This is a genomic window from Verrucomicrobiaceae bacterium (assembly GCA_016713035.1).
Taxonomy (GTDB): domain Bacteria; phylum Verrucomicrobiota; class Verrucomicrobiia; order Verrucomicrobiales; family Verrucomicrobiaceae; genus Prosthecobacter.
On sequence record JADJPW010000009.1, the window covers coordinates 43,224 to 61,900 of the forward strand.

Consider the following 18,677-nt stretch of genomic DNA (forward strand, 5'->3'; position numbering starts at 1 on the left):
GTTTACCGCCGGAAGATCAGGTCTCCGACAAACTCGTTCGTTTTGAAGAAGCCTGGTTCTGTGATGAGCTTGCCGCCGAGCGTGAGGTTTTCAAAGGTCAGATTGCGGAGGCGTGCATCGCTCTGGCCCCAGAGGATCTGCGGCTCACCGAAGACGCTGGGCGCGGCGATGGAAATGTTTTGAAAGTGGATGCCGGAGATGTCTCCTGCGCCTGATTTTTCGCCCTTCTTGGAGTATGGAGGTGGCATCGTCATGCAGAGGAAAAACTGCTGAAGCGTGGGGCGCGAGTCTTCGATGCGGATGTTGCGGAAGATCACGCCACTGCCGCCTGGGCCGTCATTCTCACCACGGATATTGAAGACGCGGCCACCACTCCACTGATGCCACTTGGCCCGCGAATAGATCACATCGCAATCCTCCACGATGAGCTTCCGCTCACCAACACTCGACACACTGGAGAGCACGAAGGAGGAGCCATTGGCATCATTCCACAACACACAGCGGCGGATGCCGAGGCCGTTGACATAGAGCGAGTCATCCTGCGTGCGGATGAAGCAGTCTTCGATGAGTGTGTTGCCAAAGGGATTGATGCCATCGCCATTCACACGCCAAGTGAAGATCTTGGTCCACTGCACCGCGTTGGGATGCTCGGGCGCATAAGGATGCACCAGCATGAGTGAGTGCGTGGCGGAGTCGGCAATGGTGATGCCCTCCACGCGTGCGTCCATGGCTCCGACGATCTCGATGGGGCGATACTTGCCATGGTCTTTGCCAGCGACTTTGGGAATCGCATATTCGGGATGTTTTAAACGAGCACCGGACAGTGTGCCGTGACCAAAGATACGGATGTTTTTGCCCTTGGCCCACTCTCGACTCGACAGCGTGCCATACACGATGGCATCGCCTGGGATGTAATAATTGCAGCCCGTCCGCAGTGGATAAGCCAGCCCGATGTCATGCACTCCCGGCAGAAAGTAGAGTGTGGTCCATGAGCCATCGGTGGGCGGTTTCTCGCCCGGCTTCACCGTCATCACAGCGGGGTCGCTGGGCTTCGGTTTGACACTCAAGACCGGATTGGCAAAAAGCGAGATCGTGTGAATGGGCGGGCCTTTGTAGCCCTTGCCAGTGTCTTGTCCGTCCATCTGCCCGTCGATGTCCACCGCGACGAGGCATGGCTTGTCGAGCGTGACGAATGTCTTGCCGTCTTTCACCAAACACGCGGAGGCTTTGCGCTGCGGATGCACGGCAGCGCTGCGGATCGGCTGGCCATCGACGCGGGTGATCTCGACCTCCACCGCAGCATCCATTTCAAAGTTCACATAAGCATGGGACCAGCCCGCGAGGGTGTCGAAGTAAGCGTCCGTCTTCTTCTCAATCGTCTTGCACGCTGTCTCAAACGCGAAGGCACTCTGCCACTCAGCGCCATCGCCAGCAGAGCGCAGCCGCACTTGATAATGCCCTGAAGCCGCAAGCCCCGGCACAGGCGGATAGACATGCAGGCCCTCGGCTGCTTTTGTGACAAATGGATGCGCCAACAGCAAAGCGGCGAGAAATCGGTGAATGGCTTTCATGTAGGTGGTGCCGCGCTTTGTCTCACTTCCCTGGCACGATCCAAATGTTGCGGAAGACCACGGGATTGCCGTGATTTTGGAGGTAAATTGGGCCTTCGGGGCCATCGAGTGGTTTCGACAGCGGCGCTGATGTGGTGAAGTCTTTGGTCAGCTCCAAATTTTCATGCACCAGCACACCATTGAGCTTCACCGTGATACGAGGCCAAGCGATGCGTTTGCCTGCGGCATCGAATTTCGCGGCGGTGAAGTCCACATCATAGGTCTGCCACGCCAGCGGCGGCAGCGCCATGTTTAGCCGAGGCTTAGAGATGGAATAGATGCCGCCACATTCGTTGTCGCGGCCTTCGAGCCCAAAGGAATCCAGGATCTGCGTCTCCCAGCGCCCGCTGTGGTAGATGCCACTGTTCCCGCGCTGCTGACCGCGTGCCGTCGGCATGTAGGGCGTGCGGAACTCCACATGCAGCTTGTAATTGCCGAAGCGCTGCTTGCTGGTGCAACCCGTGGCTAGCAGATGGCCATTCTCCGCTTTGCCATTCTCCCACGCATCGGCGGATGTCCCATCAAACAGCACCACCGCTCCTTCCGGTGGTTTTGCACCCTGAGTCGGGCTGCTGCGTTGCGTGCGCGTGAGGCCGTGTTTCACACCATCTGCCAAGGTCAGCGAAAGCTGCCCTTTTGCGAGAATTGCCACCGTTTTACCAGATGCATCGGCACATTCGATGACATCGTTTTTCCGCTCACCTTTGAGCAGCGTGCGAGCCTTTCCAGCCTCCCAGCCCGCGCCAGGAAGCCCGCCCGTCAGCAGCCACACATCAAATTTCCCTGCTCCTAGAGCCACAAGCTGCACGCCCATGCCATCTCCAGCATACTCGCCTTGCTCCGCAAAATCCGCATCCTCGCGCAGCGCGGTTTCAGGGTCCGTCCACGCTGGATGTTGAGCCTTTGACTGCGCATGAGCAGCGGCAGCCGCCAAGAATGTGTAGATAAGAAGAAGGAGTTTCATGGAAAAGCGCGGCTCTATGCCATGCTTGGATCATTTCCTCAACGCCACCCCGTTGTCTTGACTGCAATAACCGTCAAAGCCGTCAAAAAATCCCCATGGACCTCAGAGCGACCATCTCCAGTGCCCTACCTAGCGGTGAGAAAACGTAGCGCCAGCACCTCGCCCAGCTTCAACACGCCGGCCGTATCGAGCACGAGCTTCTCCCGCTGCGGTGGTAAGTCGAAGGCCTTGATGTGAACGAAGCCAACTTGATGATGGCGATGGGTGCCTCGATGCTCTGCGATACCTTCCTCGCAAAAATCAGCTCCGACCTGAAGAAATCGCGAGTCGGCTGCATGGGAATCCAACCACTCGAGGTCTCCATGTTCTCTCGCCCGAGCTTGTAGGAGAACAAGACGTTTGCCTGCGGCTTATCGACTCCCGCAAAAGGATGGAAACGCTGGATGTCCACCACCTTCGAGTCCGTGCCCACCATGTTCGACTGCCCCGCGTAAATGAAGACGCGGAGTGTTGTAGTATCGGCACCGCGAGCAGAAAATGCAGTGAGTATCAGAGTGGTGAGCCAAAGGAGATGCTTCATGATTTGGTGTGCTTCGGATATGGATGACCAAAGCAGGCACGACAATCAATGCGAAGACCTTCGTCGATTCCAAAGACTCAAAAGCTGCTCTCGATTACCCCATCTTTTGGCGGTAGGTCTCACTTCTAACACACCATGAAACTTTCCATTTTCACCCTTCTTCTGCTCGGTTCTCCGCTCATCGCAGCAGATGAAGGCGCGGAGGCTGCGGCCGAGAAGGCGACTGAGTCCTTCCCGTATGTCGGCTCATGGCAGGGGAGGAAGGTGGATAGCAAAGACGGTGTCGGCATTGGCACCTGCGTGCTCATCTCGCCAAATTGGATTCTGACAGCGGCACACGTCGCGAGCCCCTTGTCCAAAGATCCAGCCTCACGCATCGTCACCATTGAGTTCCCCGGAGCCAAACGCCGCGCTATCGAAGCTCATCTCGCAGACGGCGCAGACATCGCTCTGGCACGACTGGACAAACCCATCACCGAAATCAAACCAGCCAGCATTTTGAGCATGGCCCTGGAGAAGGACCGCGACGGCGAAGTCACCTTCACCATCGTAGGCACCAGCGGCGGGAGACACGCCTTCCCCGCTGCCAAGGGCTATGGCGAGGGCGTGAAAGCCTTCCGGCCCAAAGACTCATCGTCTAGCGTAGCCTTCGGCAAGGCAGGCGACAGCGGCGGCGCATGGATGCTCCAAACGGCCGAGGTGCCGTTGTTGTTCGGCATCATTCACGGCGGCATCAAACAAGGCGACAAGGCCTTCGGAGTCGCCGTGCAGCCCGCCGCATTTCAGCCATGGATCATCAAGACTCTGGCCAAGACCGGAGACGTGGCGTCATGGTGCCCAATGAAAGAGCCCGCAAAGGACAAGAAGTAACTATGGCGGCGGTGTAGCGGCAGATGCGCTCGTCGTTAGATTTGCAAAAGTAAGCCGTGTCACGCTTGAGATCACGGAGTGCCTGTCGCCTTGCCAAGGATTGCCACCGCAAACGACTTGCCCATCAGTGCGAAGGTCTTCGCGCAGCCAAGGTAGTGATTGCCTGCATTCGAGGCACTAGGCAGCTCCATTCCTCACCACACGCTGGACGCGCGTTTGCCTTGCAATGTCGGACACAGATGATGGTAGCAAGGCATTGGTGGACCTGTGTGATGCGTATGATGAGCCGGTCGTCTCTTACCTTCGCAGCGTGTTTAGGGACCCTGATGCCGCGCGGGAGATGAGCCGTGCGTTCTTTGCAGAGATGCGTGGTGCGGCTCTCGTCGCGATGTGGAAGGCACTCGCCCCATGACCCAGCTTTGCCGACCGCAGCTTTTGACAAATAGTTGGAGGAAAGGCACTTCCGGCCTTTGGTGACTTTGATGATCCCCACCAGAAGTTTTGCTCTTCTCCTCTGGCTGACTCTGATGCTTCCGGTCAGCGGCCAGGAGGTGCTTACCCGTTGCGCGGACATCCGGGCGCTGTCCCGGGAACAGGCTGCGGAGGGGCGGGCGGTGCGGTTGAGCGGTGTGATCACCTCCGGGCAGAAGGCGCGGGGGGCATTTGTTTTGAGCGATGATACGGCGGGCATCTATGTGACGCCGGGGCAACGTGATCCGACCTCTCAGGTGGAGATCGAGTGGATGAATGTGTCTTCGCTGGAGCCGGGAGGAAGGGTGGAGGTGCAGGGCTTCACCGGGGCGGGCGGGTTTGCGCCCTTGGTGGTGGCTCAGCGGGTGGTGTATCTCGGTCGTGGCGAGTTGCCGCCTGCCCGTGCTGTGACGCTGACGGAGCTGCGAACCGGAGCATTTGATTGCCAGCAGGCGGAGCTGCGTGGCGTGGTGCGGCGCTGGCACCGGGATGAGGATTCTGGGCAGCTCTGGCTGCAAGTGGCGGAGCAGGGCGGGACGTTCAGTGCGATTGTTGACGATGCGGCGGAACTCGATGGCATGGCCTTCGTGGATGCAGAGGTGCGGCTCAATGGGACATGCTTTTCGTTTTTCAACACGCGTGGCGAGATCGTGGGCGCACGTCTGCGGGTGGCAAGCCCGGCGGACATTGCGGTGACCGCGCCTGCTCTGACGGACCCGTTTGCCGCGCCGGAGGTTTCAGCGCTCGCATTGCGTCCCTTTCGCAGCGGTCCGTCGATGCTGCACCGGCAGCGACTCGCGGGTGTGGTGACGCTATGCCGTCCTGGCGAGCTGGTGTATGTGCAGACCAGGCAGCGCGGCTTCCGTGTGAACACGCGTGGCAGCGAGGTTTTCACCCCCGGTGATGTGGTGGAGGCGGCTGGGTTTGTGGAAGAGACGGGGCACTTCGCCGCCATGGACGAGGCGCTGGTGCGCAAGACAGGGCGGGCTGAGATGCCGAATGCGGTGCCTGTTTCCTGCGCGGAGATCCTTCTTCCCAAAGTCAATCAGGGGCGTGATCTACGCGTGGAGGATTACGATGGCGCTCTGGTGGCGCTGCGCGGGCGGCTGGTGCGTCTGGAGGCGCTGCCGGGGCACAAACCGCGTCTGTATTTGGATTGTGAAGGCACGCTGATCCTCGCGGAGCTGGGACTGGATGCCGATGCGGCGTTGCTGGCTCATTTACCAATGGAAAGCGAGGTCGAGGTCACCGGGGTGTGCTCCGTGACGCTCGATCAGGGATGGCCTGCGGATGTGATGCCCGCGCCTGCCAGCTTTTCCCTGTTGCTCCGGGATGTGAATGATCTGCGTGTCGTGCGCGCACCGTCGTGGTGGACACGGCAGCGCGTGCTGGGGCTGCTGGCGGTCGTTGCGGCCTTGGCGGCAGTCATTGGGTCGTGGGCCATCGCGCTACGGCGGCGGGTGCAGGCCCAGACAGAGATCATTCGGAATAAGATCGAGCGAGAGAGCGTGCTGGGTGAGCGCGAGCGGATCGCCCGCGAGCTGCATGACACGGTGGAGCAGGAACTCATGGGCGTGAACATGCTGCTGGAGGAGACGAAGACGCACCTCCCCGGCAATGCGGACCGCGCGGTGGAGACGCTGGCGCTGGCGCACCGGATGCTGCGGCACTGCCGTGAGGAATCACGCTCATCCATCCGCGATCTGCGCTCGGTGGCGCTGGAGAATCTGGGACTGCCAGCCGCTCTGGAAGAACTGCTGCGGCCGGTGGCGGTGATGAACGGGGCTCAGTTCACCGTGATGACGGAGGGACAGCACGCGCGGCTTTCCACGAGCAAGGAGACGGCCCTGCTACGACTCTGTCATGAAGCCGTGGCAAATGCAGCCCGGCACTCCGGCGCGGCAAACATCTCGCTTCGGCTGTGCTATGCGCCGGGTGAAGTGAGCGCGGTCATTCAAGACGATGGGAAGGGATTTAATCCGCAGGCACCTCGTCCCACGGGTGGTCATTTCGGCCTGCTGGGCATGGAGGAGCGGGCGGATAAGATCGGTGCCCGCCTCAAAATCGAAAGCACTCCAGGGCAAGGCACCCAGATCCGCATCACGCTTCCACTCCGATGAAAAAAATCCGCGTTCTCATTGTCGATGATCATTTCATGGCCCGCATGGGCCTCTCCGTGCCGATCAATGGCGAGCACGACATGATGGTGATCGCGGAGGCGCGTAACGGGGCTCAGGCGCTGGAGCTTTACCGCCACCATCAGCCGGATGTGGTCACGATGGACTGCATGATGACGGACAAGAGCGGCATCGAGACTACCCGAGAGATACTGGCAGAGTTTCCCGAGGCGCGGATTCTGATGCTCTCGGGGCTGGAGGGCGAGGAGGACATCTTCCGCGCGGTGGATGCCGGTGCCTGCGGCTATCTCACCAAAGCCGCCGAGCGTGACGTGGTGCTCTCAGCCATCCGGCAGGTGGATGCGGGGCAGACCGCCTTTCCGGCTGCGGTGGCGGTGAAGCTAGCCGCACGCCAGCAGCGCGAGCCTCTGACGGAGCGTGAGTTGAACATCCTGGGCCTCATCGTGCAGGGTCGGAGCAACAAGGAGATCGTCACGGAGCTGCACATGAGCGGAGGTCTGGTGAAGAAGGAGATTTCCAGCCTGCTGGCAAAGCTGGGTGCCGCCGACCGCACGCGTGCTGCCACGCTGGCGATTGAGCGCGGGATCGTGCATTTGTGATTTGTGGACATCTGGCTTGGGGGGGCATGGCCCGCGTCGCTTCCAATCTGCTACGATCACCCCGTGCTTATGCCACTTCATCTCATGACCCCGGAAGAAAAAGCCGAACTCGTGCACCGCATGGAGGCCAAGGGCTACTACGACGTGGTGCCGATGCCGCGCTGGGGGCGGTCAAGTCACTGCAAGGCAGCGAGGTGCAGGTGCGGGCTTTGCAGGAGTATCACCAATAGCAGTCATCGACGCGCCGCGTTGATGAACTCATCCAGCTTGTTCAACACATCCTGCATCTGACTCTGGTTGTAATTGAAATCCGCGCTCTGGCCCAGCGTGCCCACGCCATTGGTGTTGTTGCTGGTGCCGCTGATGGCGTTGGAGATCGCGTTGTTTTCCGGGGGAAAAGCCCCGTTTCAGGCCCAAATGCGGTCCCCAGAGGCGAAAACGAGGCAGTTTGAGCAAAAATCGGCTTCATAGCAGCAGTCGTGAGGTTCGCCGACTATCTCACCACATCCCCCGGCAGAGCCGTTAGTCGGACATCTCCGACGGCCCCGCCTCCAGCCTCTCCACGAACTCCGTCAGCGTCAGCCCCATCCCGTAGACCATCCGCGCCGCCCAGAACAGCGTCGGCACCGTCTCCCCGTTTTCGATGTCCCCGATGGTATCCCGCGACACCCCGCAGCACTTCTGCAAGCCATAGCGGCTCAGATGCGCACACTCCCGGCACTCCTGCACACAACGCGGCAACCGGCCGCACACGCGTGTGGCATACTCGAAAGCTTCACGCTCCCGATTGGAGGGCATGGCGACTTCATGAGCAGGCTTCCCGCCGTTGATTCGTCCCCCGAAAGCCCCACCCGGAACTCAGGAGAAAATGCCGCAGCGATCAGGACGGATTGTGCCGGATCGGTGGCGGGTTTGGCAAGCCCCATCTGCTCGAGATCCATCGCCACAAAGGACGTTTCCCAGTTGCAGATTATGAAGCAATCGGGCACGCTAGAATCCATGAACACCACGCCTGAGACTTTGGAAGGTTACAAGTTGGCCTTGGTATCACTTGCAGCATTTGCGCCCTTCGTTCTCTCGTTTATTTCCTCGCTCAAAGGCAAGGGGCCGACGAATGTTTCGGACTTTTTCCTTTTTGAGCGGAACCTGGACACAGGGTCATACGCTACAGGCAGTGTCGGGTATTCGATGCAGGTGGCATCAATCTATCTGTTCCTCTACTGGTTCAGTCTTTATGGATGGTTGTCATTGATTGTCCCAATTGCCTGGTTCGGTGGTTACTTGATCCAAGCATACATGGTGAAGAAGGGGAAATTGGATGGCTTTTTGAGCCAAGATGCCAATGCAGGCACCATCCATGGTTACATCGTTCCAGAAAAAAGTGGTCTCGGGCGGGTTGCAGTTTGTTTGCTTGCTGTCGCTTCCCTTGTGGGATTTGCGGGGACAATGCTCGCCGAGATCGACTACGCACTAGCCTACTTCGTGTTGCCGGGGATGGAACTGAGCATAACTGACTTTTCGGCAAAGATGGTTCTCTACATGGTAGTGCTCACTACTGCAGGCGCATACATTATGTGGGGGGGCTATCGAGCAGCGATTGAAACTGATACATTTCAGGTGAAGTGGGCTTTTGCCCTATTTGCCGCAATCATCGTAGCCATAGGATGGGTCGCAGTAACCAAAGGAACTTGGGTTTCACCTGCATCCTGTGGTTTTGGGCTACTAGCCTTTTCGATTTTGGCCATTTGGCTACGAAAACGACTCAAACGCCTTGATCTAAACTACCAGACATTAAATGCAGATCGAGTGATGTTTGCCATTATCGGCATTCTCGGAGGCATTTTGTTAATTGGTGCCATTAGCCATAGAAACAGCGGTGTGCCCACCTCGTCATTCGCCGACTATTTGCATCCCACACAGAGCTTCGGGTGGCTTGGCATTTTATCACTTTTTGCGACTAACGCGCTCTGGCAGTTTATTGATGTTTCTTCGCTGCAACGCCTTCAGTCTTTAAATTTCGTTTTAAAGAAATCCGAGGCCAAAGCTGATTTAGAGGCGAATCAGCACGTTAGAGATCGTGTGTTCAGGGGAATTATATCCGCAGGGGTGGAGGGAACAGGCTCGTGGTTCATGGTGATTGCCTTGGCTTTAGTTATATCAGCGTGCAACATTGATCCCAACAAGCCGCACGAGGCTATTGGCAATGTTCTTCCAATGTGGCTGTGCATGCCCGCTTTTCTCTATGTCGTTGTAGCGTTCATGCTTTCGACACTCGACACGCTAGTCGCAGCAAGCGCTTTCGTGATCTTTCACGATATTATCCCAGAATCGAGAACCAACAGTTCTATTCCGGAAGAGCGTCGGATGTCAGCAGCGCGACGATACACGCTTGCAGGCATTATTGTCACCGGATGCGTGTATGTTGCCCTCAAGCTCATCACACAGTCAGATGAGACGAAACAGTCTCAACTTGTGTATGCTATCTATGCCATTCAGGCGGCGATTTGCGGGCCAGTCATCTTTGCAATCATCGGCAAGCCTCTTCGCCCTCTCGGATCAATTCTAGCAACTATTCTTGGTGCGTCTGTCGCACTGGTCATCGCCGCTGGATGGAATGCCCCAGAAGCGACTTGGCCTTATTGGCTTCAAGAAAGTTGGTATGTGTTACCGCCCTTTGCTTCGCTTGCTGTGTCCGGGATGACTGCACTGATTTTTAGCCTAACGGCTCGAAGTGAACGAAAAAGGACATGAACTTCCCGAATTCTCTACTCGAAGGTGTCGACTTCAATTCGCCAAAGGTTTTTCTGTTCTTTGTCGGGTTGCTTGTCCTCCTTCCATACTGGTGGTGGAATGAAGAGACTGAGGTAAATCGGGAGTTTGGTCGACTGTTGCGTGAAGTAGCGAAAGAACCTTCCCTTAAAGGACTCTACCGAGATAAGAATTCTGATTGGCGAAATCGGCTCGCGGTCCCTGTCCTTTTTAATCTCAATCGATGGGTTGTTATGGCTTTTGGTTTCTTATTAGCCCTGTTCTGTGGAATGATTTACTTCCATGGTGCGCAAGACCAGAGCGTAAATCGCGTGCTAGTTTTCGCCGCAAGTTTCCCTCCAGAAAAAGTAGAGCGTATCAAAATGAGCTTACCAGAGGGGACTATGAGTCGTGTTGTTGTCTGTGGTTCTACATCCGATGTTAGTGCGTTCTTTGCCAAAGAATCTGGGAGAGTCCCCATGCTGACTCTCCATCTTCCATTGGATGAATGCTGCACTAAACGCTTCCTCGAGGCCTCCAAATCGCTCAAGGATGCAGCAGAAGGGATCAACCCAATCTGGGGAATGGGTTACCATGAGGACCCAGCGATACCTGAGCGAGACAAACCCCACTCATTCAAACATGCTGATATGATACTTGAGTGGGGAGGCGACATTTGGAAACACGAACGAGTCGCGGTGTTGTTACCGCACGAGGTTCCAGAGGCCACAGTGAAACGTGCCGTGAACTGCTTGAAGTCGGGAGATGCCCGAAGAGAGGCTCAGCAAGCCTGTGGAACGGTGTTTCTTGGATTGCTCGTCTGCTTTGTCGTGTGGGTAAAGTCGATGAAATCCGCGATTTTCAAAACCGCTCTCAACTTCAGTTCAGAAGCCGCACGTATTGCCTCTGATAGCGAGCAAGGAAACAGTCGCACCCCGGCCAGCACCCCGGCCAGCACCCCGGCCAGCACCCCGGCCAGCACCCCGGCCAGCACCCCGGCCAGCACCCCGGCCAGCACCCCGGCCAGCACCCCGGCCAGCACCAAATCAAAGAAGCGAGGCCGGAGGCGCGGGAAGCACAAACGCGCTTGAAGGCAAGGCTTTAGTTGGCTACACTCTCACCAGTCATGCCCCCTTCTGGTTACAATTACGCTCAATCGTCGGCCATTTGCGAGTTCCTTAGATCTTGTGTCGAGGCGCTCGTGATGGAAAATCGTGGACTCCGAACTGCGCCAAAATCCGTGCAAAAGGAGATTGCTTCAATCGAACGCGACAACTTGACTGTGGAACGTCCGCTTTTCGAGAAGCATCTGCTTGGAATAACGTTGGCATTTTATCGTGCTCTTCTTGAAAACTGCCCTGAAGACTTGGACGAGATCCTCGACCATGCTGATTCGATCCTCGGCGAATTTAGTCAACGCGTGCTCGATATTCACGTTGATGATCGGGTGATTGAGCAAGCTTGAGATCGTCATTGAACTTTGAGCCAGTGACGTGCGTCGTCACCGAGAGCACTAGGAGGACAAGGCTGAGGAGTCGAGTCGTCAGAGGCATGGGATTCACTTCGCGTTATGGGCCACGGCCCAGGCGTGGGCATTGCCAGTTAGACGGGCTTCGACTTGATCGACGTAGTGTCCGGGGAACTCGGACACGGTTTGCGCCGACTGCGGGGTTTTGGAGACTACGGCGGCTTCGATCACGAGGAAGTCGGCATCCATTGGCTCCACCAGCGGCATGGAGATGCCGCGCGAGAAGTCACCACTCCAAGTCCCCGGCTGAGCCGGAATGCCGCGCGCTGGAACTTGCGAGCCTGACTCAAAGTCGGCATCCGCATCACGGAACACGCTGCGCAGATAGGCGACCACCGGCTCATGCGGCTTGCACGTCCGCAACGCATCGCCAGCATGGGGCGGCACCGATTTGACCCCATGCGCTCGCCGCACGCCAGCAGCGTGAGCCTCTGACGGAGCGTGAGTTGAACATCCTGCGCCTCATCGTGCAGGGCCGGAGCAACAAGGAAATCGTCACGGAGCTGCACATGAGCGGAGGTCTCGTGAAAAAGGAGATTTCCAGCCTGCTGGCAAAGCTGGGTGCCGCCGACCGCACGCGTGCTGCCACGCTGGCGATTGAGCGCGGGATCGTGCATCTGTGATTTGTGGACATTCGGCTACGCGACAGCCGCTGGCGAAGCGGGCAGACATGCGGGCATGTATCCCTCTTCACGCTGGCGCGTCATCGTTCGGACCGACATGGAATGGCGCTGAATGCACCGTGAAGACTGACTTGCCGGGCACAAGCCACACCATCATCCCATGAATCATCCAGTTCATCTCGCACTCATCGCCACCTTGCTCGCATGGGTTGCGACGGCTCAGGCGGAACTGAAGGTCGATATCAACCGCGACACGAAAAACTCTGCCACGGAAACGGAAGCTGGCTATACCAAGTGGAGTCAGGACGGGACGGGCGGAGCGAGCAGTGGGCTGACTCCGGTGACGAAGACCTTCACCAGCAAGAACGCGGAGACGGTGGTGGTGAGCTTTGCGCAGACGGCGCAGTCACAGGCGAATGGCGGCACGGGTTTGCTGAGCAATTGGTATCAGACCGGGGCGCAGGGCACGGCGAAATTGGTGTCCGACGGCCTCACCGTCGCGCCTGCGAATCTGGGCACGGGCGGCCAGATGCAGATGACCATCAGCGGACTCGCGGCCGGGCATCACACCTTGCTCACCTATCACAATGCGTGGGATGCGCTGACCGCAGGCTCGCTGGGGCCGATGGACATCTTCGTGAACGGGACGCAGGTCATTGACAACCTTCAGCCCACGATCCGTGCGGCGACCAACAGCGCAGCGCAGCTGGCTTACCTGGAGTTTGATGTCGCGGGCCCTTCGACGGTGACGACGATCCTGTTCGCCGCCGAGACCAGCACGGGCGGCTCGGTGACGATCAAGAACGTGATGATCAACGCCTTTGAAATCGACACGCCGAACTCCACCCGCATCGCGCAATCGCCCGTGCCTGCGGATGGCGATGAGCATGTGGATGCGGATGCTGGCGGCAGCACGCTGTCATGGTCCGCGCCCACAGCGGCGAATGCGGTGTCGTATGATGTGTATGCGGGCACGAGCAGCACGGTGGTAAAGAACGCGACGCACGCCTCGGCGGAGTATCGCGGGAATCAGACGGCGCTGAGTCATGCGATGAGCGGGCTGCTCAGCCATCTCACCTATTACTGGCGCGTCGATGCGGTGGACTCGGTGGGCAATGTGACGAAGGGCACGGTGTGGATGTTTCGTCCCAGGCACATCGCCTTCCCAGCAGCGGAGGGTTACGGGCGCTTCGCTCGCGGCGGTCGCGGTGGCGTGGTCGTGGAGGTGACATCACTGGCCGACTACATCACGGGCGAGACGCCCATTCCCGGCACTCTGCGTCATGCCATCCAGCAGCTCACCGGCCCACGCACCATCGTTTTCACCGTGTCCGGCCTCATCACCTTGCGGGAGCGCCTCACGCTTGCCTCGCCTTATGTCACGGTCGCTGGACAAACGGCACCGGGAAAAGGCATCTGCCTCGCGCAGTGGCCGCTCGGGCTGAGCGGGGCCAAGGATGCCATCGTGCGCTTCATCCGCAACCGGCCCGGCAATCTGAGTGGCGCCACCGTGGATGGCGGCGGACTCGCGGGCTGCGACCACAGCATCATGGATCATTGCTCGATCAGTTGGGGCATCGATGAAGGCTTCAGCTCGCGCTCGGGCAAGAACATCACGCTGCAACGCACTCTCATCTCCGAGGCGCTCAATGTCGCGGGCCACCAGAACTACCCACCAGGCACCGCGCATGGGTATGCGGCCAGCATCGGCGGCGACATCGGCAGCTTTCATCACAACTTGCTCGCGCATTGCGAAGGCCGGAACTGGTCGCTCGCGGGCGGGCTCGATGCGGCGGGCTTCTTCGCCGGGCGGATCGATATCCGCAACAACGTGGTCTATAACTGGAACCATCGCACGACGGATGGCGGCGCGATGGAGGTGAACTTCGTGAACAACTACTACAAGCCCGGCGCGGCCACGTCCTACTTCTTCGCGCTCAACGCGCAATACGACAACTTCCCCGGCACGCAGCGCTACTACATCGCTGGCAACGTGATGCCCGGACGCTTCACGGAATCGCAGAACACGCTCGGCGTCGCCTACACGCAGACCGCATCGAATGGCGGCAGCCTCCCGGCTTACCAGAACTTCATGAGCACGCCGTTCTTCGCCAGCAGCTATGTGACCACCGAGACAGCCCTCGCCGCCTACAAGCGCGTGCTCTCCGACACGGGCTGTAATCAACCCTGGCTGGATGACCACGACGCTCGTGTCATCAGCGAGACCCGCGATGGCACCTACACCTACAGCGGCAGCGTGTCCGGCCTCCCCGGCCTGCCCGATTCGCAAAACGATGTCGGCGGCTATGAAAACTATCCCGCCCTCACCCGCGCCGCGAACTGGGACAGCGATCACGATGGCCTGCCTGATTGGTGGGAAGCCATGCTCGGTCTCAACCTCAACTCCACCGACTTCAGCGACACCAATGCCGATCCCGATGGCGATGGCTACAACCGGCTCGAAGACTACCTGGCATGGATCGCCGCACCGCACGTCGAGTGCATCGCCAGTGGCAAGGTGGATGTGGATCTCACTCGGCTCACCACAGGCTACCCCGCAGCGCCCATCTTCACCGTCGCCGCTGCCAGCACCGGCACGATCCAACTGCTGCCCGACGGCCACACCGCCCGGTTCACGCCGCCCGCCAACTTCACCGGCCCGGCCACTTACAACTTCACCGTCACCGACAGCGCGGGCGACTCCATGACGCAGACCATCCGCATCGCCGTCCTCGCCACCAATAGCAGCGCACCGGCGCTCGCTGGCAACATCGTGTCGCCCACCAACGGAACGCTCGTCTTCACCGGCAGCGCCGGCACCATCTACCGCATCCGCTACTCCGACGACCTCGTCACCTGGAGCGACTGGCAGCCCATCACCGCGACGGGTTACGAGCAGTGGATCACCATTCCGCCAGCTTTGCTCACCGGGCCGCGTCGGTTCTTCCGCATGGAGCAGTGAAGCCGTCGCGATTGGCACCCAAGGCATCGTCCATTTGCATGAGGGGTAGCGCGGTGAGGCCGCGCATTTGTGGACATTTGGCTTGGGGGGCAGTGCCCGCGTCGCTTCCAATCTGCACCGATCATCCCATGCTCAAGCCCCTCCATCTCATGACCCCGGAAGAGAAAACCGAACTCATGCACCGCATGAAGGCCAAGGGCTACGACGACGATGATTTCGTCGGCTTCCTCGGCAACGTGAACCATCTCCTCTGGGCCATTCCAGACCGCCCCCTTCGCCGCAGGAAGCCTGTGGCACGGAAAAAGGTGAAGGTCGCGGCCTGAACCTGTTTGGGACGGTTCTGCCAATTGATCACGAGAAGATGTGTTTGATCAATCCGGCGTGGGTGATCGCAGCATAGCGCGCGACTTCATGCTTGGCGGCTTCGAGTTTTTCCCGTGTCTTGGCCGCTTGACGACTCAATTCGAGGGACTCTGCCTGCATCTTTATCCGCTCGCCTTTGATGAGGTGCCGCGCTGGGTTCACGACACTTTGCAACGACCACAGTTCTCGCGTGAGTGGTTCAGACTCGGCAGCTTCCTCTGAAGCGACTTTGGCTTTGAAGGTTCCATGTTCTGCTGAAAGTGATTCAAACATCACCTTTGCTCGCTGTTTTGCTTCGTTCTCAGCTCGCATTGCCTCGGCTACTGTTCTGTCATGCTCGGCCTTCGCGTTGAGTTTGGCATTGTCTGTTTTTGCACGAACCTGATCACGGATGGACTCAAGTCTCTGACGTTCGTTCCGAGTCTCAGCATCGATGGCTTGGTTGATGGCGTCACGTTCAGCGGCTGGAATTTTCAACCGTATCTTCTCAATCATTCTCTTCCGCAAGACTTCCATTTGCTGCGCCCGCACATACCCAATACCCCGAATTTTGTAGCTCTTGCCATCTCTGTGTTTTAGACACTCGTATCCTACGCCAATAAAATCTGCCAATGTATGAAAGCCGAACTTCGCTAACTCATACGAGCTGGCTCCTGAAACCGTGACCTTCCACATTTCTACCTTCGCCATCTCTGCCTGAATGAACGCATCAAACTTGGCCGCAAATTTAGCCTCGCGATCCTGCTCGGCCTGGCTCGACAACAAATTGGCCTGAGTTGTGAAGCGCGCTTCTGCTGAGGACCGATCCTGTTCGATTTGGCGGAGCTGCGAATCGTAGCTTGTCTTTGCGGAGGCTCTTTTCGCGCTCGCTTGCGATATCGCCTCTCGTTCAGTTTTCTCAGCACGGCTGCGTTTCTCAGATTGGTCATGTGCAAAAGACTGGAGCCGGTCTGCCATTCGCTTCTTGATGGCATCAAGGGCCTCTTCAAGCTTCTTCATTTTGGCCTCAGAATCCGCAATTTTTCGCTCGTGATCTGTGATGGTCATCAAGTGTGGTGCCTGCTTTGCCCGAAGTGCAACAGCAGCCTGACGCTCATCGGCCAACGCTTCGGATAATCTTTTCCCTGCATTGCCTCGTGAAGCGACCTCGGGACGCATTACAAACGCAACATGCAGGACTACTCCGTAAATCGAGAGAGTCGAAAATACCCACGTAAGCGCTACAGGTGTAGCGAGGGCACCTCCGAATCCGAGAAGGCCCGCAATCAAAACCACTCCCATTGATATGGCTGAGTAGAAGCTGATAATTGGGGTTCCACCTCTGAATACGACGGGTTGCGGCGGCACCGTGGTTGATGACGCGATCCATGCTGGGAGTGGTTTTGGTTCATCATGCCTTTGGGGAATGGACTGCCCGGAGACTATTACCGCAGGCTGCCACCATGGCGTGGTGTCGAGGCTTGCTACGCCTGTCACTACCTCGACCAGATGGGGCACTTGCTCAAGCCTGGTTGCTGCTGCCGCTTTGATAATCGCTTCAACAGCGGAACTCATCTTGGGGTCACGAAACGATAGCAACTCGCGAATCAGCGCCGAATCGTCGGGTCGTGTGAAATCTTCTCGACAAAAAAGCAGGCGCTCGTCGTCTCTGACCCACCGCCTCCAGAGTGTAGGATCAATCGTGAGAGCATGAAGGCTCGTCCAGATCACCAGAGTTGAAAAATGATCCATGGACGATTGCAGCGTGCCGCCATGTCGCCGCGGATGCTGGTAGTCTGGCAGGCCGTCTTCCTCTGATTTCAGTCCGGCTGTCTTTGGGACGCACATTCCGTCGTAGTCGATCAGGAGGAGCTTTCCGTCACTGATGATCAGATTAGCGTGTTGAAGGTCTCCGTGCGCGATGGAGTGCTTCCTCAGATCGGATGACATCCGATAGAATTGATCACAGACTGAATCGAGGGGTTGTTTCGCACTGACTGCATCATTGACGTGAGAAAGGAGCGTTTTCGCGTTCTCAATCCATTCCATCTTCACAATCGGGTAGGTCTTGCCCTTCACTCGAATGCCTTCTTTGATGAAATTGAAGTCAATTGTCCACGGCAGTTTTTGAGTCGCCAAATGTTCGTGGATCAACTCGTAGCGCGTCTGCTGGTCAGTCTTCTCGCGGGTGAAGCACTTGACGGCCAGTCGCCTTGTTCCGGTGCGGAAACGATACACGATGGCAAAATTTCCGCTGGCAACTGGACCTCCTGGAACGCCCATGAATAGCGGTCCATCATTGGTGGCGCTTCTTAACTCCGGGTCGATGAATGCTGATCGCGAGTTCTGAATCGCTTCATCGTATTCCGCTGATTGTGGGAGTGACACGGCGATATCCCCACTTCATTGGGATTTTGGAATGAATGTCACGCGAACCAGTGTGGTGTCGTCGTTCCGAATCTCCCCTGATTCGCGGAGAAACTCCACGAATGCCGAGAACTCATCAGGGGCAGCGATTGCGTCGAAGCTCGCCAGTTTGGTCCAAGGTGAAGCATGATTTTCATGCTGCTTCAGTATCCAGCAAGCAAGGGCATCGGTGGCAAAGTAAAAACGATCCTCACGTTCCCACTGGCTGCGGCAGGTCTTGATGTGCTTGGCGAGATCAACGTTGCAAGCAGCCTCTGAACTGACGAGGTAGGGGCTGTTATTGAACTCGATGGAGTTAGAAAGTGGCCATGCCTCAATCAGTTCATCTTGGCGCAGATGGAACACACATGAATCCCCGATAGCAGCACCAATCCATTCGCCGTTGTCGCTAAACCATACCACACAAGCTGTGGCAAACGCACCTCTGGCAACAGCCTCATCTTCCAACCATGCAGGAAGCGCGGTTAGAGGCCTGGTGCCGTTCACAGTGCGAAGCCGTTTGAATCGCTCCCAAGTCTGCACAGCTTCATTAAGCTGCGGCGTCACATCATCAACTGTGCGGATGTCCCCAACTGTTTTGCTGAGCGATTTGAGCGTAATGTTTGCCCACTCGCCCGCGAGCACGCCCTCTGTTGCGCCATCCGCAACTCCCACGAACACACGGCCCTGCTTCGATGCTACTTCGGCCCGGCCTGCACTCGGCTCATCATTTTTGGCACGAACCAGCCGAGGCCATACGGCATCCTGATTTTCGGACGCCTTGGCATCGCGTTTGGGCACTGAGAACGCAGATACCAAAAAGGGCATGAGTGGAT

Annotated in this window: 17 protein-coding genes; 10 read left to right on the top strand and 7 right to left on the bottom strand. The window is 57.9% G+C overall.

The window, feature by feature from the left end; translation table 11 throughout:
* Positions 1-2: 2 nt before the first annotated feature.
* The 3 genes from IPK32_21645 to IPK32_21655 all read right to left on the bottom strand — a co-directional run bounded on the left by IPK32_21645 (position 3) and on the right by IPK32_21655 (position 3,154).
* Positions 3-1,499, bottom strand: a complete 1,497-nt coding sequence (locus IPK32_21645) for an endo-polygalacturonase (protein MBK8094490.1) — start codon at positions 1,497-1,499, stop codon at positions 3-5.
* Between the two features lie 94 nt (positions 1,500-1,593).
* Positions 1,594-2,574 (bottom strand): DUF1080 domain-containing protein, encoded by a 981-nt coding sequence (locus IPK32_21650; GenBank protein ID MBK8094491.1) that lies wholly within the window; start codon positions 2,572-2,574, stop codon positions 1,594-1,596.
* 169 nt (positions 2,575-2,743) lie between these two features.
* Positions 2,744-3,154, bottom strand: coding sequence for a hypothetical protein (locus tag IPK32_21655; protein MBK8094492.1), 411 nt, complete (start codon positions 3,152-3,154; stop codon positions 2,744-2,746).
* 135 nt (positions 3,155-3,289) lie between these two features.
* Here IPK32_21655 and IPK32_21660 point away from each other — a divergent pair, with 135 nt between their 5' ends.
* The 4 genes from IPK32_21660 (at position 3,290) to IPK32_21675 (ending at position 7,232) form a co-directional block, all read left to right on the top strand.
* Positions 3,290-4,024, top strand: a complete 735-nt coding sequence (locus IPK32_21660) for a trypsin-like peptidase domain-containing protein (protein ID MBK8094493.1) — start codon at positions 3,290-3,292, stop codon at positions 4,022-4,024.
* 226 nt (positions 4,025-4,250) lie between these two features.
* Positions 4,251-4,436 carry a hypothetical protein gene (locus tag IPK32_21665; GenBank protein ID MBK8094494.1) on the top strand — a complete coding sequence of 62 codons (186 nt, stop codon included), beginning with the start codon at positions 4,251-4,253 and terminating at the stop codon, positions 4,434-4,436.
* A 70-nt stretch (positions 4,437-4,506) separates the two neighbouring features.
* The gene (locus tag IPK32_21670; protein MBK8094495.1) at positions 4,507-6,615 is read left to right on the top strand and encodes a sensor histidine kinase; all 2,109 of its coding nucleotides are present in this window, start codon (positions 4,507-4,509) and stop codon (positions 6,613-6,615) included.
* A complete protein-coding gene (locus tag IPK32_21675; protein ID MBK8094496.1) occupies positions 6,612-7,232 on the top strand; it encodes a response regulator transcription factor in 621 nt (206 codons plus the stop codon). The genes IPK32_21670 and IPK32_21675 overlap by 4 nt, the downstream gene beginning before the upstream one ends.
* A gap of 522 nt (positions 7,233-7,754) precedes the next feature.
* On the opposite strand, the gene IPK32_21680 is transcribed toward IPK32_21675, so the two are convergent.
* Positions 7,755-8,030, bottom strand: coding sequence for a helix-turn-helix transcriptional regulator (locus tag IPK32_21680; GenBank protein ID MBK8094497.1), 276 nt, complete (start codon positions 8,028-8,030; stop codon positions 7,755-7,757).
* Between the two features lie 201 nt (positions 8,031-8,231).
* On the opposite strand from IPK32_21680, the gene IPK32_21685 reads away from it, so the two are divergent.
* Genes IPK32_21685 through IPK32_21695 form a run of 3 tightly spaced genes read left to right on the top strand, consistent with a single transcriptional unit; the run spans position 8,232 to position 11,445 of the window.
* Positions 8,232-9,983 (top strand): hypothetical protein, encoded by a 1,752-nt coding sequence (locus tag IPK32_21685; protein MBK8094498.1) that lies wholly within the window; start codon positions 8,232-8,234, stop codon positions 9,981-9,983.
* The gene (locus IPK32_21690; protein MBK8094499.1) at positions 9,980-11,071 is read left to right on the top strand and encodes a hypothetical protein; all 1,092 of its coding nucleotides are present in this window, start codon (positions 9,980-9,982) and stop codon (positions 11,069-11,071) included. Before IPK32_21685 ends, IPK32_21690 begins: the two co-directional genes overlap by 4 nt.
* A 35-nt stretch (positions 11,072-11,106) precedes the next feature.
* On the top strand, positions 11,107-11,445 hold the full coding sequence (locus IPK32_21695) for a hypothetical protein (protein MBK8094500.1): 339 nt from the start codon (positions 11,107-11,109) through the stop codon (positions 11,443-11,445).
* 93 nt (positions 11,446-11,538) lie between these two features.
* On the opposite strand, the gene IPK32_21700 is transcribed toward IPK32_21695, so the two are convergent.
* The gene (locus tag IPK32_21700; protein MBK8094501.1) at positions 11,539-11,895 is read right to left on the bottom strand and encodes a hypothetical protein; all 357 of its coding nucleotides are present in this window, start codon (positions 11,893-11,895) and stop codon (positions 11,539-11,541) included.
* Between the two features lie 44 nt (positions 11,896-11,939).
* On the opposite strand from IPK32_21700, the gene IPK32_21705 reads away from it, so the two are divergent.
* The 3 genes from IPK32_21705 to IPK32_21715 all read left to right on the top strand — a co-directional run bounded on the left by IPK32_21705 (position 11,940) and on the right by IPK32_21715 (position 15,416).
* On the top strand, positions 11,940-12,131 hold the full coding sequence (locus tag IPK32_21705) for a response regulator transcription factor (GenBank protein MBK8094502.1): 192 nt from the start codon (positions 11,940-11,942) through the stop codon (positions 12,129-12,131).
* 160 nt (positions 12,132-12,291) lie between these two features.
* Positions 12,292-15,093 carry a cadherin-like domain-containing protein gene (locus tag IPK32_21710; GenBank protein MBK8094503.1) on the top strand — a complete coding sequence of 934 codons (2,802 nt, stop codon included), beginning with the start codon at positions 12,292-12,294 and terminating at the stop codon, positions 15,091-15,093.
* Between the two features lie 128 nt (positions 15,094-15,221).
* Positions 15,222-15,416, top strand: coding sequence for a hypothetical protein (locus IPK32_21715; GenBank protein MBK8094504.1), 195 nt, complete (start codon positions 15,222-15,224; stop codon positions 15,414-15,416).
* 28 nt (positions 15,417-15,444) lie between these two features.
* Here the strand turns inward: IPK32_21715 and IPK32_21720 are convergent, their stop codons facing one another.
* Both IPK32_21720 and IPK32_21725 read right to left on the bottom strand, forming a co-directional pair.
* Positions 15,445-17,823, bottom strand: a complete 2,379-nt coding sequence (locus tag IPK32_21720; GenBank protein MBK8094505.1) for a hypothetical protein — start codon at positions 17,821-17,823, stop codon at positions 15,445-15,447.
* A gap of 15 nt (positions 17,824-17,838) precedes the next feature.
* Entirely contained in the window at positions 17,839-18,669 is an 831-nt protein-coding gene (locus IPK32_21725) for a hypothetical protein (protein MBK8094506.1), read from the bottom strand.
* Positions 18,670-18,677: the final 8 nt, after the last annotated feature.